14 protein-coding genes are annotated in these 19,035 nt (G+C 70.0%); 1 reads left to right on the forward strand and 13 read right to left on the reverse strand.

Annotated features, from left to right (window positions below; translation table 11 throughout):
* Nucleotides 1–14: 14 nt before the first annotated feature.
* The 13 genes from ACJX2R_RS19915 to ACJX2R_RS19975 all read right to left on the reverse strand — a co-directional run bounded on the left by ACJX2R_RS19915 (nt 15) and on the right by ACJX2R_RS19975 (nt 17,939).
* Nucleotides 15–791: a TIGR03936 family radical SAM-associated protein gene (locus tag ACJX2R_RS19915; protein WP_413105901.1), complete on the reverse strand. Its 777-nt coding sequence runs from the start codon at nt 789–791 to the stop codon at nt 15–17.
* Between the two features lie 233 nt (nt 792–1,024).
* Nucleotides 1,025–2,947, reverse strand: a complete 1,923-nt coding sequence (locus tag ACJX2R_RS19920) for a TIGR03960 family B12-binding radical SAM protein (protein WP_413101233.1) — start codon at nt 2,945–2,947, stop codon at nt 1,025–1,027.
* A 93-nt stretch (nt 2,948–3,040) separates the two neighbouring features.
* A complete protein-coding gene (locus ACJX2R_RS19925; protein ID WP_413101234.1) occupies nt 3,041–4,621 on the reverse strand; it encodes a CHAD domain-containing protein in 1,581 nt (526 codons plus the stop codon).
* Nucleotides 4,622–4,672: 51 nt separating this feature from the next.
* The gene (gene rodA / locus ACJX2R_RS19930) at nt 4,673–5,875 is read right to left on the reverse strand and encodes a rod shape-determining protein RodA (RefSeq protein WP_262699992.1); all 1,203 of its coding nucleotides are present in this window, start codon (nt 5,873–5,875) and stop codon (nt 4,673–4,675) included.
* The gene (mrdA, locus tag ACJX2R_RS19935) at nt 5,872–8,016 is read right to left on the reverse strand and encodes a penicillin-binding protein 2 (RefSeq protein ID WP_413101235.1); all 2,145 of its coding nucleotides are present in this window, start codon (nt 8,014–8,016) and stop codon (nt 5,872–5,874) included. The genes rodA and mrdA overlap by 4 nt, the downstream gene beginning before the upstream one ends.
* 51 nt (nt 8,017–8,067) lie before the next feature.
* The gene (gene mreD, locus ACJX2R_RS19940; protein ID WP_413105902.1) at nt 8,068–8,775 is read right to left on the reverse strand and encodes a rod shape-determining protein MreD; all 708 of its coding nucleotides are present in this window, start codon (nt 8,773–8,775) and stop codon (nt 8,068–8,070) included.
* A gap of 6 nt (nt 8,776–8,781) precedes the next feature.
* The gene (gene mreC / locus ACJX2R_RS19945) at nt 8,782–9,726 is read right to left on the reverse strand and encodes a rod shape-determining protein MreC (protein ID WP_262699990.1); all 945 of its coding nucleotides are present in this window, start codon (nt 9,724–9,726) and stop codon (nt 8,782–8,784) included.
* Between the two features lie 142 nt (nt 9,727–9,868).
* Nucleotides 9,869–10,888, reverse strand: coding sequence for a rod shape-determining protein (locus ACJX2R_RS19950; protein ID WP_037946248.1), 1,020 nt, complete (start codon nt 10,886–10,888; stop codon nt 9,869–9,871).
* A gap of 321 nt (nt 10,889–11,209) precedes the next feature.
* On the reverse strand, nt 11,210–11,623 hold the full coding sequence (gene ndk / locus ACJX2R_RS19955) for a nucleoside-diphosphate kinase (protein WP_020871339.1): 414 nt from the start codon (nt 11,621–11,623) through the stop codon (nt 11,210–11,212).
* A 74-nt stretch (nt 11,624–11,697) separates the two neighbouring features.
* Nucleotides 11,698–12,051 (reverse strand): DUF4233 domain-containing protein, encoded by a 354-nt coding sequence (locus ACJX2R_RS19960; RefSeq protein WP_037945949.1) that lies wholly within the window; start codon nt 12,049–12,051, stop codon nt 11,698–11,700.
* Nucleotide 12,052: 1 nt separating this feature from the next.
* A complete protein-coding gene (gene folC, locus ACJX2R_RS19965) occupies nt 12,053–13,558 on the reverse strand; it encodes a bifunctional tetrahydrofolate synthase/dihydrofolate synthase (RefSeq protein WP_413101236.1) in 1,506 nt (501 codons plus the stop codon).
* Nucleotides 13,559–13,615: 57 nt separating this feature from the next.
* Nucleotides 13,616–15,076: a peptidoglycan D,D-transpeptidase FtsI family protein gene (locus ACJX2R_RS19970; RefSeq protein ID WP_413101237.1), complete on the reverse strand. Its 1,461-nt coding sequence runs from the start codon at nt 15,074–15,076 to the stop codon at nt 13,616–13,618.
* A gap of 229 nt (nt 15,077–15,305) precedes the next feature.
* Nucleotides 15,306–17,939, reverse strand: coding sequence for a valine--tRNA ligase (locus tag ACJX2R_RS19975; protein WP_413101238.1), 2,634 nt, complete (start codon nt 17,937–17,939; stop codon nt 15,306–15,308).
* A gap of 118 nt (nt 17,940–18,057) precedes the next feature.
* Between ACJX2R_RS19975 and ACJX2R_RS19980 the strand changes: the two genes are divergently transcribed.
* Nucleotides 18,058–18,993 carry a hypothetical protein gene (locus ACJX2R_RS19980; protein WP_262699986.1) on the forward strand — a complete coding sequence of 312 codons (936 nt, stop codon included), beginning with the start codon at nt 18,058–18,060 and terminating at the stop codon, nt 18,991–18,993.
* Nucleotides 18,994–19,035: the final 42 nt, after the last annotated feature.

Here is a 19,035-nt window from a genome sequence, read left to right on the forward strand (position 1 = left end):
CATCGACGGCGGCCCTACGCGGGACCTTCCGGCGCCATCGCGGCGGTCAGCTCGGCGGCCGTGGTTGGAGCGGCCTGAGCTGCCTCGCGATCGGGCGCGAGCGGGTCGGTCACCGTGCCGGACTCCTCATCGAGCAGCCCCTGCGCCAGCCTGGTCACCGCTGCGGGGACCGGCGGCGCCAGGTCGGCCGTGGCGCGGAGACCGGACAGGACGTCGTCGGGTCGCACGGCAGGTGTCAGATGCCGTACCACCAGGCGCAGTATCGCACAGCCACCGTCGCCGGGCCTATCGGCCCGAGCCGGAATCGTCTCCAGCCGGGCCACCGCGGCACGGGCATCGAAGGTTCGCAACCCGTTTTTCGTCCGGCGTTCCACCTCGACCGTGTCGGCCTCCAGGAAGGCCGTGACGGCCCGCTCGGCGTCCGCCGTGGCGACCTGGTCGAGCCGGATCTCCCATACGGACGCCTGGAGCCGGTCGGCGAGCCCGGAGGTGCGGGCCTCCACGGACTCGATCACATCGAGGCCCGCGGGCAGCGACTCGTCGAGGACCGCCCGCAGCTTCTCGGGGTCGCGCGCCTCGGTCAGCTGGATCTCCAGGTACTCCGCCTCGCTGCCGGTGCCGGTGGGTGCGGCATTGGCATAGGACACCTTCGGATGCGGGGTGAACCCCGCCGAGTACGCCATCGGCACCTCGGCGCGGCGCAGCGCCCGCTCGAAGGCGCGCTGGAAGTCGCGGTGGCTGGTGAACCGGAGGCGGCCGCGCTTGGTGTAACGCAAACGGATGCGCTGCACCGCGGGTGCGGGCGGCGGGCCTTCGGGCTGTCGCTTGCCCAGGGGACTGTCTCCTTGTACTTCCTTGCCGTCGAACACCAGGGCCATGGGGCCCCGGTGTCTTCCAGCCTACTTTGTGGGCGGCGCGGGCGGCCCGGTGACGGAGGGCCGCCGGACGGCTACGTCACCGCCGGACCGGCCACGTCACCGTCCGACCGCCATGCCACCGGCGTACGGCTACCCGCCGTATCCGGCTACTTCACCGACAGCGGCAGCAGCTTCCGTCCGGTGGGGCCGATCTGGATCTCGGTCTGCATCTGCGGGCAGACGCCGCAGTCGAAGCAGGGCGTCCAGCGGCAGTCGTCGACCTCGGTCTCGTCGAGGGAGTCCTGCCAGTCCTCCCACAGCCAGTCCTTGTCGAGGCCCGAGTCGAGGTGGTCCCAGGGCAGGACCTCCTCGTAGGTGCGCTCGCGCGTGGTGTACCAGTCGACGTCGAGGCCGAAGTCGGGCAGGGTCCGCTCGGCGCACTCCATCCACCGGTCGTAGCTGAAGTGCTCGCGCCAGCCGTCGAAGCGGCCACCGTCCTCGTAGACGGCGCGGATGACCGCGCCCACCCGGCGGTCGCCGCGCGAGAGCAGGCCCTCGACGATGCCGGGCTTGCCGTCGTGGTAGCGGAAGCCGATTGAGCGGCCGTACTTCTTGTCGCCGCGGATCTTCTCGCGCAGCTTCTCCAGCCGGGCGTCGGTCTCCTCGGCGCTCAGCTGCGGGGCCCACTGGAAGGGGGTGTGCGGCTTGGGGACGAAACCGCCGATGGAGACCGTGCAGCGGATGTCGTTCTTGCCGGAGACCTCGCGGCCCTTGGCGATGACCTTGGTGGCCATGTCGGCGATCTGGAGCACGTCGTCGTCGGTCTCGGTGGGCAGACCGCACATGAAGTACAGCTTCACCTGCCGCCAGCCGTTGCCGTACGCGGTGGCCACCGTACGGATGAGGTCTTCTTCCGAGACCATCTTGTTGATGACCTTACGGATGCGCTCACTGCCGCCCTCGGGGGCGAAGGTGAGGCCCGAGCGGCGCCCGTTGCGGGTCAGCTCGTTGGCGAGGTCGATGTTGAAGGCGTCCACCCGGGTCGACGGGAGGGACAGGCCGATCTTGTCCTCCTCGTACCGGTCGGCGAGGCCCTTGGCGATGTCGCCGATCTCGGTGTGGTCGGCGGAGGACAGCGACAGCAGGCCGACCTCCTCGAAGCCGGTGGACTTCAGCCCCTTGTCGACCATCTCGCCGATCCCGGTGATCGACCGCTCGCGCACCGGGCGGGTGATCATGCCCGCCTGGCAGAAGCGGCAGCCCCGGGTGCAGCCGCGGAAGATCTCCACCGACATCCGCTCATGGACGGTCTCGGCCAGCGGCACCAGCGGCTGCTTGGGATAGGGCCACTCGTCGAGGTCCATGACGGTGTGCTTGGACACCCGCCACGGCACGCCCGAGCGGTTCGGCACCACGCGCGAGATCCGCCCGTCGGCCAGGTACTCCACGTCGTAGAACTTCGGAACGTAGACGCTGCCGGTGCGGGCGAGACGGAAGAGCAGCTCATCGCGGCCGCCGGGACGGCCCTCGGCCTTCCAGGCGCGGAGGATCCCGGTCATGTCGAGAACGGCCTGCTCACCGTCGCCGATCACCGCGCAGTCGATGAAGTCGGCGATCGGCTCGGGGTTGAACGCGGCGTGGCCGCCCGCGACCACCACGGGGTGGTCCTCGGTGCGGTCCACGGCGTCCAGGGGGATACCGGCGAGGTCCAGCGCGGTGAGCAGGTTGGTGTACCCCAGCTCGGTGGAGAAGGAGACGCCGAGGAAGTCGAACGCGGACACCGGGCGGTGCGAATCCACGGTGAACTGCGGCACCTTGTGCTCGCGCATCAACTCCTCGAGGTCCGGCCACACGCTGTAGGTGCGCTCGGCGAGCACGCCCTCGCGCTCGTTGAGGACCTCGTAGAGGATCATGACGCCCTGGTTGGGGAGCCCGACCTCGTAGGCGTCCGGGTACATGAGCGACCAGCGGACGTCGCACGCCTCCCACGCCTTGACGGTGGAGTTCAGCTCACCGCCTACGTACTGGATGGGCTTCTGCACATGCGGCAGCAGGGCCTCGAGCTGTGGGAAGACCGACTCGACAGACATCGCGGACTTTCGTGAAGCTGACAGGGGTGACCCTCAAGCGTACCTGCCCCGCCGGGCGCCCTCGCCACGGATCAGGTCTCGCGGCCCGTTCGGTCACGGCTCCAGGCCCGCCCGGTGCTTCTTGCGCGAGGTCTCGGCCCACAGGCCCGGCAGCTCACGCTCGCGGGCGGCCGCCCGCGCCTCCTCGCGCCCGTAGAGCAGCCCGAACGTGAAGACGCTCTCACCCGCGCCGTGCGCCTCGACGGCCAGCTCGCGCAGCGCCTCCCGGGCGACCACGCTGTCCTGGTGGTCACCGAGCAACTCCTGCACCTCGGCCATCAGCTCGGCGAACGCCTTGGCGGGCTTCCCGAGCACCGGGCGGGCGACCTCGGCCGCGTAACGGGCGCGTTTGGCGTCCTTACGGCCCTCATGAAGGGTGACGTCGCGGTCCGGCCCGGCAGGTGTGGCGAGGGCGGCCTCGATGCGGCCGGCGAGCCGCTCGTAGTCGCCCAGCACGGCCTTCGGAATCGCCTCGGCCCACGGCCGGGCGGCGGCGGGGCGCAGCGGTGGGTCGGCCAGAAGCGCGTCGAGGGCGTCCAGGAGCGCGAGATAGCGGTCACCGTCCAGCACGCCGAGGAGCCGCTCGCGCGAGCCGCCCCGGCGCGCGTGCGACCAGACGCGCAGCCGGGCGGCCACGGGGCCGAGCCGCAGCTCGACGGGCACTTCGCCGAGCCGCTCGCCGAGGCGCGCGGTGAGCACTTCGCGGTCCCGGTCGACGCCGAGCTCGGCGGCCAGCCATTTCAGCTCGGCGTCGATGGGGTCGGTGACGGTCCGGTCCAGGACCCCGCGGTACGAGCGGAAGGCGCTGCGCATCCGGCGGGTGGCCACGCGCATCCGGTGGACCGAGTCGGGGGTCTCCAGGCGTACGGCGGGGTCGAGCGTGACGATCGCGATGACCTGACGGCGCAGATAGCCCAGCACCACGTCGCCGGAGGTGGCCTTCTTGGGCTTGATTCCCTTCTCCCGCCGCTCCTTCGGAGGCTTCGCCGGCCCCGCTGGCCCCTTCTGCTTCCCGGCCTTCTCACCGCGCCGGTCCGGGTCGGTCTCCGCCAGCGCTCTGGCCAGCTTCGAGGGGGCGGCCGACCGCCGCAGCCCCGCGTCCGCGAGATGCGGCTCCAGTGTGTCCAGCAGCGCCGGGTCGCCGCCCTCCGCCAATTCCACCTCGGCCTCGGCCCAGCGCACCGGCTCCCCGGGCTCCGGTGCGAGCCGCCGCGCCGTGACGCGGTCGGCGGACAGCTCGGCGAGCGGCACTCCGCCGGCGTCCACCAGGTGCTTGACATGCCGCTCGGACAGCAGATGGACGAGCGGCACCAGCGCGGCGCCGCGCGTGCGGGAGCGTACGAGTCCGGCCAGCTTGGCGGGCAGCGTGTCCGAGAGCGGGGCGCGGATCTCGTCCCGCGTGTCCGGGCCCACGGGCAGCTTGAGATGCCATCCCTCGTCACCGCCGGTGCGTCGGCGCAGCGTGATGCCGTCGGCCGCGAGCCGCAGATCGGGGGTGTCGTAGTACGTGGCGTCGAGCGTGACGACGCCCTGGTCCGTCACGCCCGCGACCTCGGCGACCCCGGTCAGGTCCGGCAGCCCGCCATCCTCGGTGGCTTCGTACTTACGCTCGATCTCCCGCGCCATGTCCACCATGACCCGAATGTAATCCCCTGAGACCTCCGAAGGGGAGGCCTGCCGGACGGATCAGGCCGATACGGGCCTTTGCACCCGGATCGACTGGAGCAGCCCGATCGCGATCCATACGGCGAACATCGAGGACCCGCCGTAGGAGACGAACGGCAGCGGCAGACCGGCCACCGGCATGATGCCCAGCGTCATCCCGATGTTCTCGAACGACTGGAAGGCGAACCAGGCGATGATCCCGGCCGCGACGACGGTCCCGTACAGCTCAGTGGTGTCGCGCGCGATCCGGCAGGCGCGCCACAGCACGACCCCCAGCAGCAGGATGATCAGGCCCGCGCCGAGGAAGCCCAGCTCCTCCCCCGCGACCGTGAAGACGAAGTCGGTCTGCTGCTCGGGGACGAACTGACCGGTGGTCTGGGTGCCGTGGAAGAGCCCCTTGCCGGTGAGCCCGCCCGAGCCGATCGCGATGCGCGCCTGGTTGGTGTTGTAGCCGACCCCGGCCGGGTCGAGCGCGGGGTTGGCGAAGGCGGCGAAGCGGTCGATCTGGTACTGGTCGAGGACGTGCAGCTGCCAGACGAGCAGCGCGCCCACCACGGCCGTGAGGATGAGCCCCGCGATCCAGCGGTTGGACGCGCCGGAGGAGAGCAGCACGGCGAGCACGATCATCGCCATGACCATCACCGAGCCGAGGTCCGGCATCAGCAGCACGATCGCGATGGGCAGCCCGGCCAGGCCGAGCGCCTGGACGACGGTGCGGTGGTCGGGGTTGAGCCGGTCGCCCGCGTCCACGCGCGCGGCCAGCAGCATCGCCATCCCCAGGATGATCGTGATCTTGGCGAACTCACCCGGCTGGAGGGAGAATCCGCCGCCGATCACGATCCACGCGTGGGCGCCGTTGATCGTCGAGCCCAGCGGGGTGAGCACGGCGAGGACGAGGATGACGGACAGCCCGTAGAGGACCGGGACCGCGCCGCGCAGGGTGCGATGGCCCAGCCAGATGGTGCCGATGGCGAGCAGCAGCCCGATGCCGGTGTTGAGGGCGTGCCGGACCAGGAAGTAGTACGGGTCGCCCTGGTTCAGCTCGGTGCGGTTGCGGGTGGCGGAGTAGACGAGCGCCCCGCCGATCGCGGACAGGGCCAGCGCGGTGAGCAGCAGCACCCAGTCGAGGCGGCGGACGACCGAGTCGCGCGCCATGAGCTTGCTCCAGGCGCCGCGCTCCGGGGTGAAGCGGCGGACGGAGTAGCCATGCGTGGACGCGCTCATGAATCGGCTCCCCGCCGCCGCTCCCGCGCGGCCGCCTCGAACTGCTTGCCGAGCGGCTGGGACTCGATGGAGCCGTCCGACGAGATCTTCGGCAGTTCGGCCTGCGGCTGGGGCAGCAGCGCCTTCTTCTTGTCGATGCCGCCCTTGGCGTCGACCCCGTACAGCGCGTTGTAGATCTTGCGCACGGCGGGGCCGGAGGCGCCGGAGCCGGTACCACCCTGGGAGATCGTCATGACGACCGTGTAGTCCTTGGTGTACGTGGCGAACCACGAGGTGGTCTGCTTGCCGTAGACCTCCGCGGTACCGGTCTTGGCGTGCATCGGGATCTTGCTCTGCGGCCAGCCCTGGAACCGCCAGGCGGCGGTGCCCCGGGTGGCGACGCCGGCGAGCGCGCTGTCGATCTTCTCGCGGGTCTGGCCCTTCATCGGCAGCTTGCCGTGCGCCTTCGGCTTGATCTCCTGGATGTGCTTGCCGTCGGGGCTGACGATCGCCTTGCCGACGGTCGGGTCGTGGAGCGTGCCGCCGTTGCTGATGGCCGCGTAGATGGTGGCCATCTGGATCGGGGTGACGAGGGTGTCGCCCTGGCCGATGGAGTAGTTCACGGAGTCACCGGCGCGCATCTTCATGCCCTCGAGGCAGTTCTCGTAGGCGATCCGCTGACCGTAGCTCCCGTCCTTCTTACCGCTCTTGCACCAGGCGTCCTTGTTGGCCTTCCAGTAGTCCTTCTTCCACTGGCGGTCCGGGACCCGGCCGGTGACCTCGTTGGGGAGGTCGATGCCGGTCTCCTTACCGAGGCCGAACTGGTGGGCGGTCCGGTAGAACCAGTCCCCCGGCTTCTTCTTGGGCTTGTTGCCGCCGTCCTTCTTCCACTCGTCGTAGGCGATCCGGTAGAAGACGGTGTCGCAGGAGACCTCCAGCGCGCGGCCGAGGCTGATCCCGCCGTAGTTCTCGGACTCGAAGTTCTTGAAGACCTGGCTGCCGATGTTGAACGAGCTGGTGCAGGCGTAGGGGCCGTTGAAGTCGTAGCCGGCGTTGACCGCGGCGGTCGTCGGGATGACCTTGAAGATCGAGCCGGGGGCGGCCTGGCCCTGGATCGCCCGGTTGAGCAGCGGGTAGTTGGACTTCTTGCCGGTGAGCTGCTTGTAGTCCTTGCCGGAGATGCCGCCGACCCAGGCGTTGGGGTCGTACGTCGGGTTGGACGCCATGGCCACCACCCGGCCGGTCTTGGCCTCCATGACCACGACCGCGCCGGAGTCCGCCTTGTAGTTGGTGCCGGTGTTCCGGTCGTGCTGCTTGCGGGCGTCCCGCATCGCCTGGTCCAGCTCCTTCTCCGCGACGGCCTGGACCCGCGAGTCGATGCTGGTGACGACGTTGTCGCCGGGGCGGGCCCGCTGGCTCTCGCGCTGGCCGATGACCCGGCCGAGGTTGTCGACCTCGTAGCGGGTCACCCCCGCCTTGCCGCGCAGCTCGCTGTCGTACTGGCGCTCGAGGCCGTTGCTGCCGACCTGGTCGGAGCGGAGCAGGGGCGACTTGGTGTGCTCGGCCTCCTTCACCTGCTCATCGGTGACCGGGGAGAGATAGCCGAGCACCTGGGCGGCGTTGGAGCCGGCGGGCGCGGCGTAGCGGCGCACGGCGGTGGGCTCGGCGCTGATGCCGGGGAAGTCCTCTTCGCGCTCGCGGATCTGGAGCGCCTGCTTGGCGCTGGCCTCGTCGGTGATCGGGATGGGCTGGTACGGGGAGCCGTTCCAGCACGGCTGCGGGGTCTTGGCGTCGCACAGCCGGACCTTGTCCATGACGTCCTTGGGCTTCATGCCCAGGACGTCGGCGAGACGGGTGAGGACGGCCTTGCCTTCGTCCGGCATCTTCATCAGCTCGGTGCGGCTGGCCGAGACCACCAGACGGGTCTCGTTGTCGGCCAGCGGCACCCCGCGGGCGTCCAGTATCGAACCGCGCACTGCGGGGTGGACGACCTGCTGGACGTGGTTGTTGGCGGCTTCGGCGGTGTACTCGTCGCCATTGCGGATCTGGAGGTACCACAGACGTCCGCCGAGGGTCAGCAGCAGTGAGAAGACCAGGATCTGGAGGCCGACGAGCCGGATGGTGACCCGGGGGGTGCGTCCGGTCTCAGGGATATTACTCATGGCGCGTAGCGCCTCCGTTGAGGGTGGTGGCGAGCGACGGGAGGGCATTGCTCACAGGCGCTTGACCCCCTTGATGCGTGCCGTCCGGTTCTTCCCCGTGCGGGCCAGCAGCCCGCCGCGCTGGCTGCCGATCCGGGGCGCCCGGCCCGGACGCCTGAGCCGGCTCATCCGGCCGGTCCGGCCGGTGCTGACGCCGCCCGCCGTGCTGATCCAGCGGGACGGGCTCTCGCCGCCGCCCGCGCTGTCGGCCATCGGATCGTTCTCACTCCGTCTGGCGAGCCCCATGATCAGCGGCACCGTGAAGGGTGCCAGCAGCAGGTCGTAGAGGGCCGCGGTGAACAGCAGCTTGCCCAGGCCCACCTGACGGGCCGCGTCGTCGCCGACGAGGATGCCGACCCCGGCGTACAGCAGCGTGGCGCCGATGGCCGCCGCCACGACCACCAGCATCGGCCCGGTGGCCGACCTGAGCTGGCCGCTCTCCGGCTTGGCGAGCCCGGCCAGATAGCCGATGACGCAGAGCACCAGGGCATAGCGGCCCGCGGCGTGGTCGGCCGGCGGGGCGAAGTCGGCGAGCAGCCCCGCGCCGAAGCCGATGAGGGCGCCGCCGGTGTGGCCGTAGACGAGCGCGAGACCGAGCACGACGAGCAGCAGCAGGTCCGGAACGGCGCCGGGCAGTTGGAGGCGGGCCAGTACGCAGATCTGGACGACGAGGGCGAAGACCACCAGGCAGGTCGACAGGACGATCCGGTTGAGGTGCAGCATCGGTCAGCTCCTGTTGGCGGCCGGGCTGGTGGCGGTGGCGGAGGGGTTGGCCGTGACGGTGACCGTGGGCGTCGGCTTGGGCTTCGCGGGCTTGGGCGGGAGCACGCTGTCCCGCGGGTTGACCCGCGGCGGCTGGACGACGACCCCGACGATGTCCAGCTTGCTGAACCGGACGTACGGGCGCACCCGGAGCGTGCGGGTCAGATCGCCCCCGGTGGGATCGACGCCGACGACCTTGCCGACCGGGACGCCGGGGACGAACGGCTTGTCCGCCTGGGAGCCGAAGGTGACCATCCGGTCGCCCTTCTTGATCCGGGCCTTGCCGTTGAGGAGCTGCACATGGAGCGAGCGGTCGCCGCGCCCGGTGGCGAAACCGAGCTCGCCCGATCCCTCCATACGGGTGCCGACGGTGAAGTCCGGGTCGATCGCGAGCAGCACGGTGGCCGTCGAGGAGCCGACGGTGGTGACCCGGCCGACCAGCCCGTCGCCGTTGATGACGGTCATGTCGCGGCGGATGCCGTCGCCGCTGCCCATGTCGATGGTGACGGTCCAGGAGAAGCCCTGGGCGGCGCCGATGCCGATGACCTGGGCGCCCTTGATGCCGTATTGACCGGTGCCGGCGGTCTTGAGCAGCTTGTCGAGCTCGGCGGAGCGGGCGCGGTCGCGGGCGTTGTTGCCGAGCCGCTGCTTGAGCTTGGTGTTCTCCTCCTCCAGCCGGCGGACCCGGTCGTGCCGGTCGCCGGATTCCCGTACGGCCGCGACCGCGTTGCCGACCGGGTCCACGGCGGAGGCGACGCCGTCCTCCACGGGCCCGAAGACGGAAGCGGCGGCGTGCCGGGCGCCGTCGAGGGGTGAGTCCTCGCCGCCGCGGATATCCACCGTGATCAGCGCGAACGCGATGGCGACCAGCAGCACCAGGAGCAGCCGGCTCTCTCGTGTGTCCCTCACGTGCGGCGACGTGCCTTCCTCGTCGAAGTCGGACCGGCGCCGGGGATGTGATGACCGGTCGGTCCTGGGGAGCCTTATGCCTGTATATCAGCGTTCCGCCGCACGGGCAGCCAACCACCCGTACGGCCGGTCCGCCGGGTTGTCATCTGCGGGGCTGGGCGTCCAGCACCTGCTGGAGCGCCTCGAACTCCTCCACGCACTTGCCGGACCCGAGTGCGACGGAGTCCAGCGGGTCCTCGGCGATGTGGATCGGCATCCCGGTCTCGCGGCGCAGCCGCTCGTCCAGGCCGCGCAGCAGCGCACCGCCGCCGGTGAGCACGATGCCGCGGTCCATGACGTCGCCGGAGAGCTCCGGGGGGCACTTGTCGAGGGTGGTCTTGACCGCGTCGACGATCGAGTTGACCGGCTCCTCCATGGCCTTGCGGACCTCGGCGGCGGAGATCACCACGGTCTTGGGGAGGCCGCTGACGAGGTCACGGCCGCGGATCTCGGTGTGCTCCTCCTCGTCGCCCTCGTACGCCGAGCCGATGGTGATCTTGATGTTCTCGGCGGTGCGCTCGCCGAGCAGCAGGCTGTACTCCTTCTTGATGTGCTGGATGATCGCGTTGTCCAGCTCATCGCCCGCCACCCGGATGGACTGCGCGGTGACGATGCCGCCCAGCGAGATGACGGCGACCTCGGTGGTGCCGCCGCCGATGTCCACGACCATGTTGCCGGTGGCCTCGTGGACCGGAAGGCCGGAGCCGATGGCCGCGGCCATGGGTTCCTCGATGATGTGCACCTGACGGGCGCCCGCCTGGGTGGACGCCTCGATGACGGCGCGGCGCTCGACCCCGGTGATACCGGACGGCACACAGACGACCACTCGGGGCCGGGCGAGATACCGTCGCTTATGGATCTTGAGGATGAAGTACCGCAACATCCGCTCGGTGATCTCGAAGTCGGCGATAACGCCGTCCTTGAGCGGACGCACAGCGACGATGTTGCCAGGGGTGCGGCCGATCATCTTCTTCGCCTCGGCGCCCACGGCGAGAATTCCGCCGGTGTTGGTGTTGATGGCGACGACGGATGGCTCGTTGAGGACGATCCCGCGGCCCCTGACGTACACCAGCGTGTTGGCGGTCCCGAGGTCGACAGCCATGTCACGGCCGATGAACGACATGTTGTTCCCCATGAGGATACGTCAGGCCTTCCCTGCTGGAGCGATTGCTTGCTAGAGGTCGGCAGGATGGGTGTGCGCTGCGAGGCGCAGAGACTTCATCGTAGTCACGCCCGCTCGAACACGCTGCGGGGGTCCTCCGCCATTGTCAGCAGAACACGACCCCGCCTCCTCTAATGGTGACGTCGTGTCGCGGAGATGCGTTCCCCCGATCGGCTCGCATATGCCGAAGGGCGGCCGGGTAATTCGGCCGCCCCCAGGTCAGCAGGGGTGTGGCAAGCTGATGATCAAACTGATGGCCGATCAGTGACGATCGGATCGGGATCAGGCGAGCCCGGGAAAGAAAATCTTGATTTCCCGTTCGGCGGACTCCGCCGAGTCGGAGGCATGGATCAGATTTTCCCGAACGATGGTGCCGAAATCGCCACGGATGGAGCCCGGCGCCGCGGCGATCGGGTCGGTCGGCCCGGCCAGCGCCCGGACACCCTCGATCACCCGCTCGCCCTCGACCACCAGCGCCACGGCCGGACCGGAGGCCATGAACTCCACCAGCGGCTCGTAGAACGGCTTGCCGACATGCTCGGCGTAATGCTGCTCCAGGACCTCACGCTCCAGCTGACGCAGCTCGAGGGCGCTGATCGTCCAGCCCGCCTTCTTCTCGATCCGCCCCAGAATCTCGCCCACCAGTCCGCGTCGGACGGCGTCGGGCTTGAGCAGGACGAGCGTGCGCTGGCTCACGGTGCGGGCTCCTTTGGGAAAAGACATGCGGCGGGGCTGTGAGGCAGAGGCTACATGGGGGAACGACGGCCACGTCACGCAGTGTCAGGTGAGGCGGCCGAGGACGCCGCGAACCGCGCCTTGGCCTCGTCGACCTTACGGCCGAAGTGGACCGAGGCCCACCACAGCGCGGCGAAGACCGCCCCGAGGAAGAACATGGTGGGCACCACGAAACCGCTCAGCACCAGCCCGATCTGTAGGGCCCAGCCGATCTGCACCGCACCCGGACGGCTCAGCAGCCCGCACAGCAGCACACACAGCCCCATGGCGATTCCGCTGACCGTCCAGACGGTGCCCGTGGACAGCCCGGACGTCTTCATCGCGACCAGCCCGGCGAAGCCGATCACGAAGAACTCGCCGATGAGGGTGGAAGCGCACAGCGTTCGCATATCAGCCCTTTCCCAGGAGGAGCCGGGCCTCGCCGACCGTGATCACCGACCCGGTCACCAGAACGCCCGCTCCGGCGTATTCGCCCTCTTCCTCCGCCAGGGTGATGGCGGCCTCCAGAGCGTCGTCCAGCCGCGGCTCGACCTGGACCCGGTCGGAGCCGAAGACCTCGACGGCGATCGCGGCCAGCTCATCGGGGTCCATGGCACGGTGGCTGGAATTGCCGGTCACCACGACCTCCGCGAAGATCGGCTCGAAGGCTTCCAGCAGACCCCGCGCATCCTTGCCGTCACTCGCCCCGACCACGCCGATCAGCCGGCTGAAGTCGAAGGACTCGGTGACCGCCGCGGCGGCGGCACGGGCGCCCGCGGGGTTGTGCGCGGCGTCGAGCACCACGGTGGGGCTGCGGCGCACGACCTCCATCCGGCCGGGCGAGGTCACGGAGGCGAAGGCGGAGCGGATGGTGTCGATGTCGAGCGGGCGGGCGTGCTGGGAGCCGATGCCGAAGAACGCCTCCACGGCCGCCAGCGCCATCGCCGCGTTGTGCGCCTGGTGGGCGCCGTGCAGGGGGAGGAAGACATCGGTGTACTCCCCGCCGAGGCCGCGCAGGGTCAGCAGCTGGCCGCCGACCGCCACCTCCCGGGACAGCACACCGAACTCCATGCCCTCACGGGCGACCGTGGCATCCACCTCGACCGCGCGCTTGAGCACCACGGAAGCGGCCTCCACCGGCTGCTGCGCGAGCACCACGGTGGCGTCCTGCTTCACTATGCCGGCCTTCTCGACGGCGATCTGCTCCGGAGTGGTGCCGAGCCGGTCGGTGTGGTCCAGCGAGATCGGCATGATCACCGCGACGCCCGCGTCGATCACATTGGTGGCGTCCCAGGAGCCGCCCATGCCGACCTCGACCACCGCGATGTCCACCGGCGCGTCCGCGAAGGCCGCGTACGCCATACCGGTGAGCACCTCGAAGAAGGACAGCCGGTGCTCCTGCTGGGCGTCGACCATCTCGATGTACGGCCGGACGTCCTGGTACGTCTCGATGAACCGCTCGGCGGAGATCGGCGCCCCGTCCAGGCTGATCCGCTCGGTGATCGACTGGACATGGGGACTGGTGTAGCGGCCGGTGCGCAGCTCGAAGGCGCCCAGCAGCGACTCGATCATGCGGGCGGTGCTGGTCTTGCCGTTCGTACCGGTGATGTGGATCGACGGATAGGCCCGCTGCGGCGAGCCCAGGATGTCCATCAGCGACTCGATCCGCACCAGCGACGGGTCCAGCTTGGTCTCCGGCCAGCGCCTGGCCAGTTCGCCCTCCACCTCCCGCAGGGCGCGGTCCACCTCGGGGTCGGCCGGGCGGGCCGGGATGCCGTCCCCCTGCGGCGGCCCGGACTGCGCACGCAGCGTCCGGCTGCCGGCCTCGATCACCGCCAGATCGGGGTCGCGGTCGGTCTCGGCTCCGACGATCTCTTCGAACTCGTCGGACTCGTTCTGGGGGCGCTCCTCGCTCACGCCGACCAGTCTACGAGGCAGGGGTGACAACCCGGCCCAGCGCCATCCCCACCCAGGTCACGAGCCAGTATCGGCCAGAGCCGCCTTCATCATCGACTTGGCGATCGGGCCCGCCAGGCCGCCGCCTGAGATGTCGGCGCGGGCCGCGTCGCTGTCCTCGACCACCACCGCGACCGCGACCTTGTGACCGCCGCCGGCGTCCGCGTAACTGATGAACCACGCGTACGGATTGCCGCTGTTGTTCTCACCGTGCTGGGCGGTGCCGGTCTTGCCGCCCACCGTCACCCCGGGGATCTTCGCGTTGGTCCCGGTGCCCTGGTCCACGACCGTCCGCATCGCGGACTGGAGCTCGGACGCGGTGTGCTTGGACATCGCCTGGCTGTAGGTCTTCGCCGAGGTCCGGTCCAGGGCGGACGCGCTGCCGTCCGTGGTGCGGTCGACCTCGTACGGGGTCATCAGCTTGCCGTCGTTCGCGATGGCCGAGGAGACCATCGCCATCTGTAGCGGAGTGGCCGTCACATCGAACTGCCCCATACCGCTCAGGGCCGTCTGCGAGTCGTTCATACCGCTCGGGTAGGTGCTCTTCGCGGCGCGCACCGGGATGTCCAGCTTGGCGTCGTCGAAGCCCAGCTTCTTGGCCTCCGCCGCCACCTTGGACTGGCCGAGGTCCACGGCCATCTTCGCGAAGACCGTGTTGCACGAGTACTCCAGGGCGGTGCGTATCGTCGCGTTCTCGCAGGGCGCCGACCTGTTCTCGTTGCGCATATCGGTGACCGTGCCCGGCAGCCGGTACGGATCCGGGCTCTTGGTGGCCTCGTCCACCGACGAGTACAGCCCGTTCTCCAGCGCCGCGGCGGCGACCAGGACCTTGAAGGTGGAGCCCGGTGGGTACGTCTGGCGCAGCGCGCGGTTCAGCATCGGCTGCTTGTCGTCCTTCTGGAGCGCGGTCCACGCCTTCTGGTCCGCCGTGGAGGAGCCCGCGAAGGTGCCGGGGTCGTACGAGGGGGTGCTGGCCAGGCCCAGGACGGCGCCGGTGGTGGGGTCGAGCGCCACGGCCGCGCCGGTCTTGTTCCCCAGCCCCTCGTAGGCGGCCTTCTGCACGGCCGGGTTGACCGTGGTGATCACGTCGCCGGGCTTGGACCGCTCCCGTGTCACCGCCTCGAGCGGGTTCTTCAGCCGGCTGTCGGAGCCGTCGAGCACCTGCCGCTCCAGGGCCTCCACCTGGGTGCTGCCGTATGACTGGGAGGCGTAGCCGGTGATCGGCGCCCAGAGCTTCCCGTCCGTGTAGGTGCGCTTGTACTTCAAGTCGCCCTTGGTGGCGGTCGAGCCGGTGACCGGCTTGCCGTCGGCGATGATGTCGCCCAGCGGCCCGGCGTATTCGGAGATGGCCACCCGGGCGTTGCGCGGGTTCTCCCGGAGACTGTCGCCTCTCGCCAGCTGCACATAGGTGACCCAGGCGAGCAGGGTCAGCACGAGCAGCAGCGAGAACACCGATGCCCTTCTCAGCGGCTTGTTCATGGAGGGGGAGCTCCTTCCGGGACGTACGGCCGGATAACTCCCTGAAGGCAGTGTTTGGTTCCCGTTGGGGCATTGCTGTGCGGTGCCTGTGAGGCGTCTGTGGGGCTTCTCCGGGGCCCCGTGAGGCTTCTCCGGGACCGCCTGTGGCACATCGCACACACCTCACGCACAAGCGCCCCCGCCGGAATCCAGCGGGGGCGCTTGTGGTGCGATCGGTGCTCTTCGGTGGTCAGCCCTTGGGGAGGGCCGCCAACTGGGCGGTGATCCGGGCGATATCGGCCTCGGCGGTCGCCTGCCGGGTGCGGATCTTCTCCACGACATGGTCGGGGGCCTTGGCCAGGAAGCCCTCGTTGGACAGCTTCGCGGTCGTCTGCGCCTTGTCCTTCTCGGCCGCGGCGAGGTCCTTGGCCAGCCGCTTGCGCTCGGCCTCGACGTCGATCGCGCCGGACAGGTCCAGCGCCACGGTCGCGCCCGCGACCGGCAGCGACGCGGTGGCGGTGAAGTCCTCACCGGCCGGCTGGAGGCGCAGCAGGGAGCGCATCGCGTCCTCGTGGGCGGCCAGCGAGGTGCCGGACAGCTCCAGCCGGGCGGGGACCCGCTGGCCGGGCTGGAGGCCCTGGTCGGCGCGGAACCGGCGGACCTCGGTGACCACCTGCTGGAGGTTCTCGATCTCCCGCTCGGCCGCCTCGTCCCGGAAGCCGCTGTCGCCCGGCCAGTCCGCGATGACGACGGACTCCTGGCCGGTCAGCGAGGTCCACAGCTTCTCGGTGACGAACGGGACCACCGGGTGCAGCAGCCGCAGCGTGACGTCCAGGACCTCGCCGAGGACGCGCCGCGCGGCGTCGGCCTCCGCGCCGCCCTTGGCGAAGGTGGTCTTGGACAGTTCGACGTACCAGTCGAAGACCTCGTCCCACGCGAAGTGGTAGAGGACGTCGGAGAGCTTGGCGAACTGGTAGTCCTCGTAGTACGCGTCGACCTCGGCGACCACCGCGTTCAGCCGGGACAGGATCCAGCGGTCGGTGGCGGACAGCCGCTCGGGGGCGGGCAGTTCACCCTCGACCGTGGCGCCGTTCATCAGCGCGAAGCGGGTCGCGTTCCAGATCTTGTTGGCGAAGTTGCGGGACGCCTGGACCCAGTCCTCGCCGATCGGGACGTCCACGCCGGGGTTGGCGCCCCGGGCCAGGGTGAAGCGGACCGCGTCGGAGCCGTACTGGTCCATCCAGTCCAGGGGGTTGACGACATTGCCGAACGCCTTCGACATCTTCTTGCCGTTCTCGTCCCGGACCATGCCGTGCAGCGCGATGGTGTGGAACGGCGGGGTGCCGTCCATCGCGTACAGGCCGAACATCATCATCCGGGCGACCCAGAAGAAGAGGATGTCGTAGCCGGTGACCAGGACCGAGTTCGGATAGAACTTCTCCAGGCTCTCGGTCCGCTCGGGCCAGCCGAGCGTGGAGAACGGCCACAGACCCGAGGAGAACCAGGTGTCCAGGACATCGGTCTCCTGGTGCCAGCCCTCGCCGCTCGGCGGCTGCTCGTCCGGTCCGACGCAGACGACCTCGCCGTTCGGCCCGTACCAGACCGGGATCCGGTGGCCCCACCACAGCTGCCGCGAGATGCACCAGTCATGGAGGTTGTCGACCCAGTCGAAGTAGCGCTTCGACATGTCCTCCGGGTGGATCTTCACCCGGCCGTCGCGGACCGCGTCGCCCGCGGCCTTGGCCAGCGGGCCGACCTTGACCCACCACTGCATGGACAGCCGCGGCTCGATGGTGGTCTTGCAGCGCGAGCAGTGGCCCACGGAGTGGGTGTACGGGCGCTTCTCGGCCACGATCCGGCCCTCGGCGCGCAGGGCGCCGACGACGGCGCTGCGCGCCTCCAGCCGGTCCAGGCCCTGGAAGGGGCCGTGGGCGGTGATGACCGCGTGCTCGTCCATGACGGTCAGGTTCGGCAGGCCGTGCCGCTGCCCGATCTCGAAGTCGTTCGGGTCGTGGGCCGGGGTGACCTTGACCGCGCCGGTGCCGAACTCGGGGTCGACGTGCTCGTCCGCGACGATCGGGATCCGGCGGCCGGTGAGCGGCAGCTCGATCTCGGTGCCGACCAGGTGGCGGTAGCGCTCGTCGTCGGGGTGGACGGCGACCGCGGTGTCGCCCAGCATCGTCTCGGCACGGGTCGTGGCGACGACGATGGACGACTCTCCCTCTCCATACCGGATCGAGACGAGCTCGCCGTCATCGTCGTCGTACTCCACCTCGATGTCCGAGATGGCCGTAAGACAGCGCGGGCACCAGTTGATGATGCGCTCGGCGCGGTAGATCAGCTCATCCTCGTAGAGCCGCTTGAAGATCGTCTGGACGGCCTTGGAGAGCCCCTCGTCCATGGTGAAGCGCTCGCGGTTCCAGGCCACGCCGTCGCCCAGGCGCCGCATCTGGCCGGAGATCTGGCCGCCGGACTCGCTCTTCCACTGCCAGACGCGCTCGACGAACGCCTCGCGGCCCAGGTCGTGGCGGGAGACGCCCTCCTTGGCCAGCTCGCGCTCGACCACGTTCTGCGTGGCGATACCGGCGTGGTCCATCCCCGGCTGCCAGAGCGTCTCAAAGCCCTGCATTCGCTTGCGCCGGGTGAGCGCATCGATGATCGTGTGCTCGAAGGCATGGCCGAGGTGGAGCGAGCCGGTCACATTGGGGGGCGGGATGACGATGGTGTAGGGCTCTTTGTCGCTCTTCGCGTCCGCTTCGAAGTAACCGCGCTCTACCCAGCGCTCGTACAGCGGCCCCTCTACATCGGCCGGCGCGTACTGGGTCGGCAGTTCGGGGTGGCTGTTCGGCCCGCTCGTGGGGCGCTGCGAAGAGTTCTCGGTCACGCCCGCAGTCTAAAGGGCCGCGGCCTTCCGTTACGAACCCGTTGTGGCCCCGGCGCCAAGGCCCCCGAGGGCGTCGGGAAGGATGTTTGGAACCTGTCATGCGCATAAGGAGAGGCACATGAGCCATCAGCAGCCGCCGCCGCAGCCCGGCCCCTATGGGGGCCAGCCAGGGCCGTACGGCGCCGGTCAGCCTCCCGTGCCCAATCCGTACGCGCAGCAGCCCGGTCCCTACGGACAGCCGCCGCAGCCGCCCCAGCCGGGCTACGGCTACCCCGGACAGCCGCAGGGCCAGCCGAACCCCTACGGCCAGCAGCCGAACCCGTACGGCCAGCCGCCCCAGCAGGCCCCGGCGCCCCAGCAGGGCGCGGGCTACTACGGCGGGCCCCAGACCCCGCCGCCCCCGGGGCCGGCGGCCGGTGGCAACGGTAAGGGCAGGAAGGTGGGGCTCGCGGTCGGCGCGGTGGTGGTCGTGGCGGCGCTGGGCGCGGGGGCGTTCGCGCTGTTCGGCGGCGGCAGCGGCGGCCCGTACAAGCTGACCACGCCCGACACCGTGGCCTCGGACTACGAGCGCCAGGGCTCGGGCACGGACGACAGCGATCTGTCCGCGGCGGGCCGGAAGGACCTCCAGCAGGTGCCGGTCGTCAAGGATCCGCATCTGGTGGCGGCCGACTACCAGACCTCCGGTAAGGAGATGCTGAAGTTCACCGGCGTCTGGGGCGAGGTGACCGACCCGGAGCGGGGCGCGGACCTCGCGCTGGCGGTCATCGTCAAGACGCTCCAGGACAACGGCACCGCGCAGGCCAAGGGCAGTCCCCAGACGTTCTCGCCGGACGGTTTCGACGGGGACGTCCTGAAGTGCCAGTCCATGAAGTTCACCTCGGATCAGGGATCCATGGAGGCCCCCGCGTGCGTCTGGGGCGACAAGGACACCCTGGGCGTCACGGTCATGGCGGATCCGGCGGCCGCGGTGCTCGGTGGTGGCATGTCCCTTGAGGACGCCGCCGGCATCACGGCCAAGGTGCGCAAGGACGCGCGCGTCGAGATCGACGGCTAGCCCGCCGGCCGGCGCATAGCAACACAACAGCACGATTTCTAA

The organism is Streptomyces sp. Inha503 (genome assembly GCF_047215865.1).
In the GTDB taxonomy this organism is placed as follows: Bacteria; Actinomycetota; Actinomycetes; order Streptomycetales; family Streptomycetaceae; genus Streptomyces; species Streptomyces lycopersici.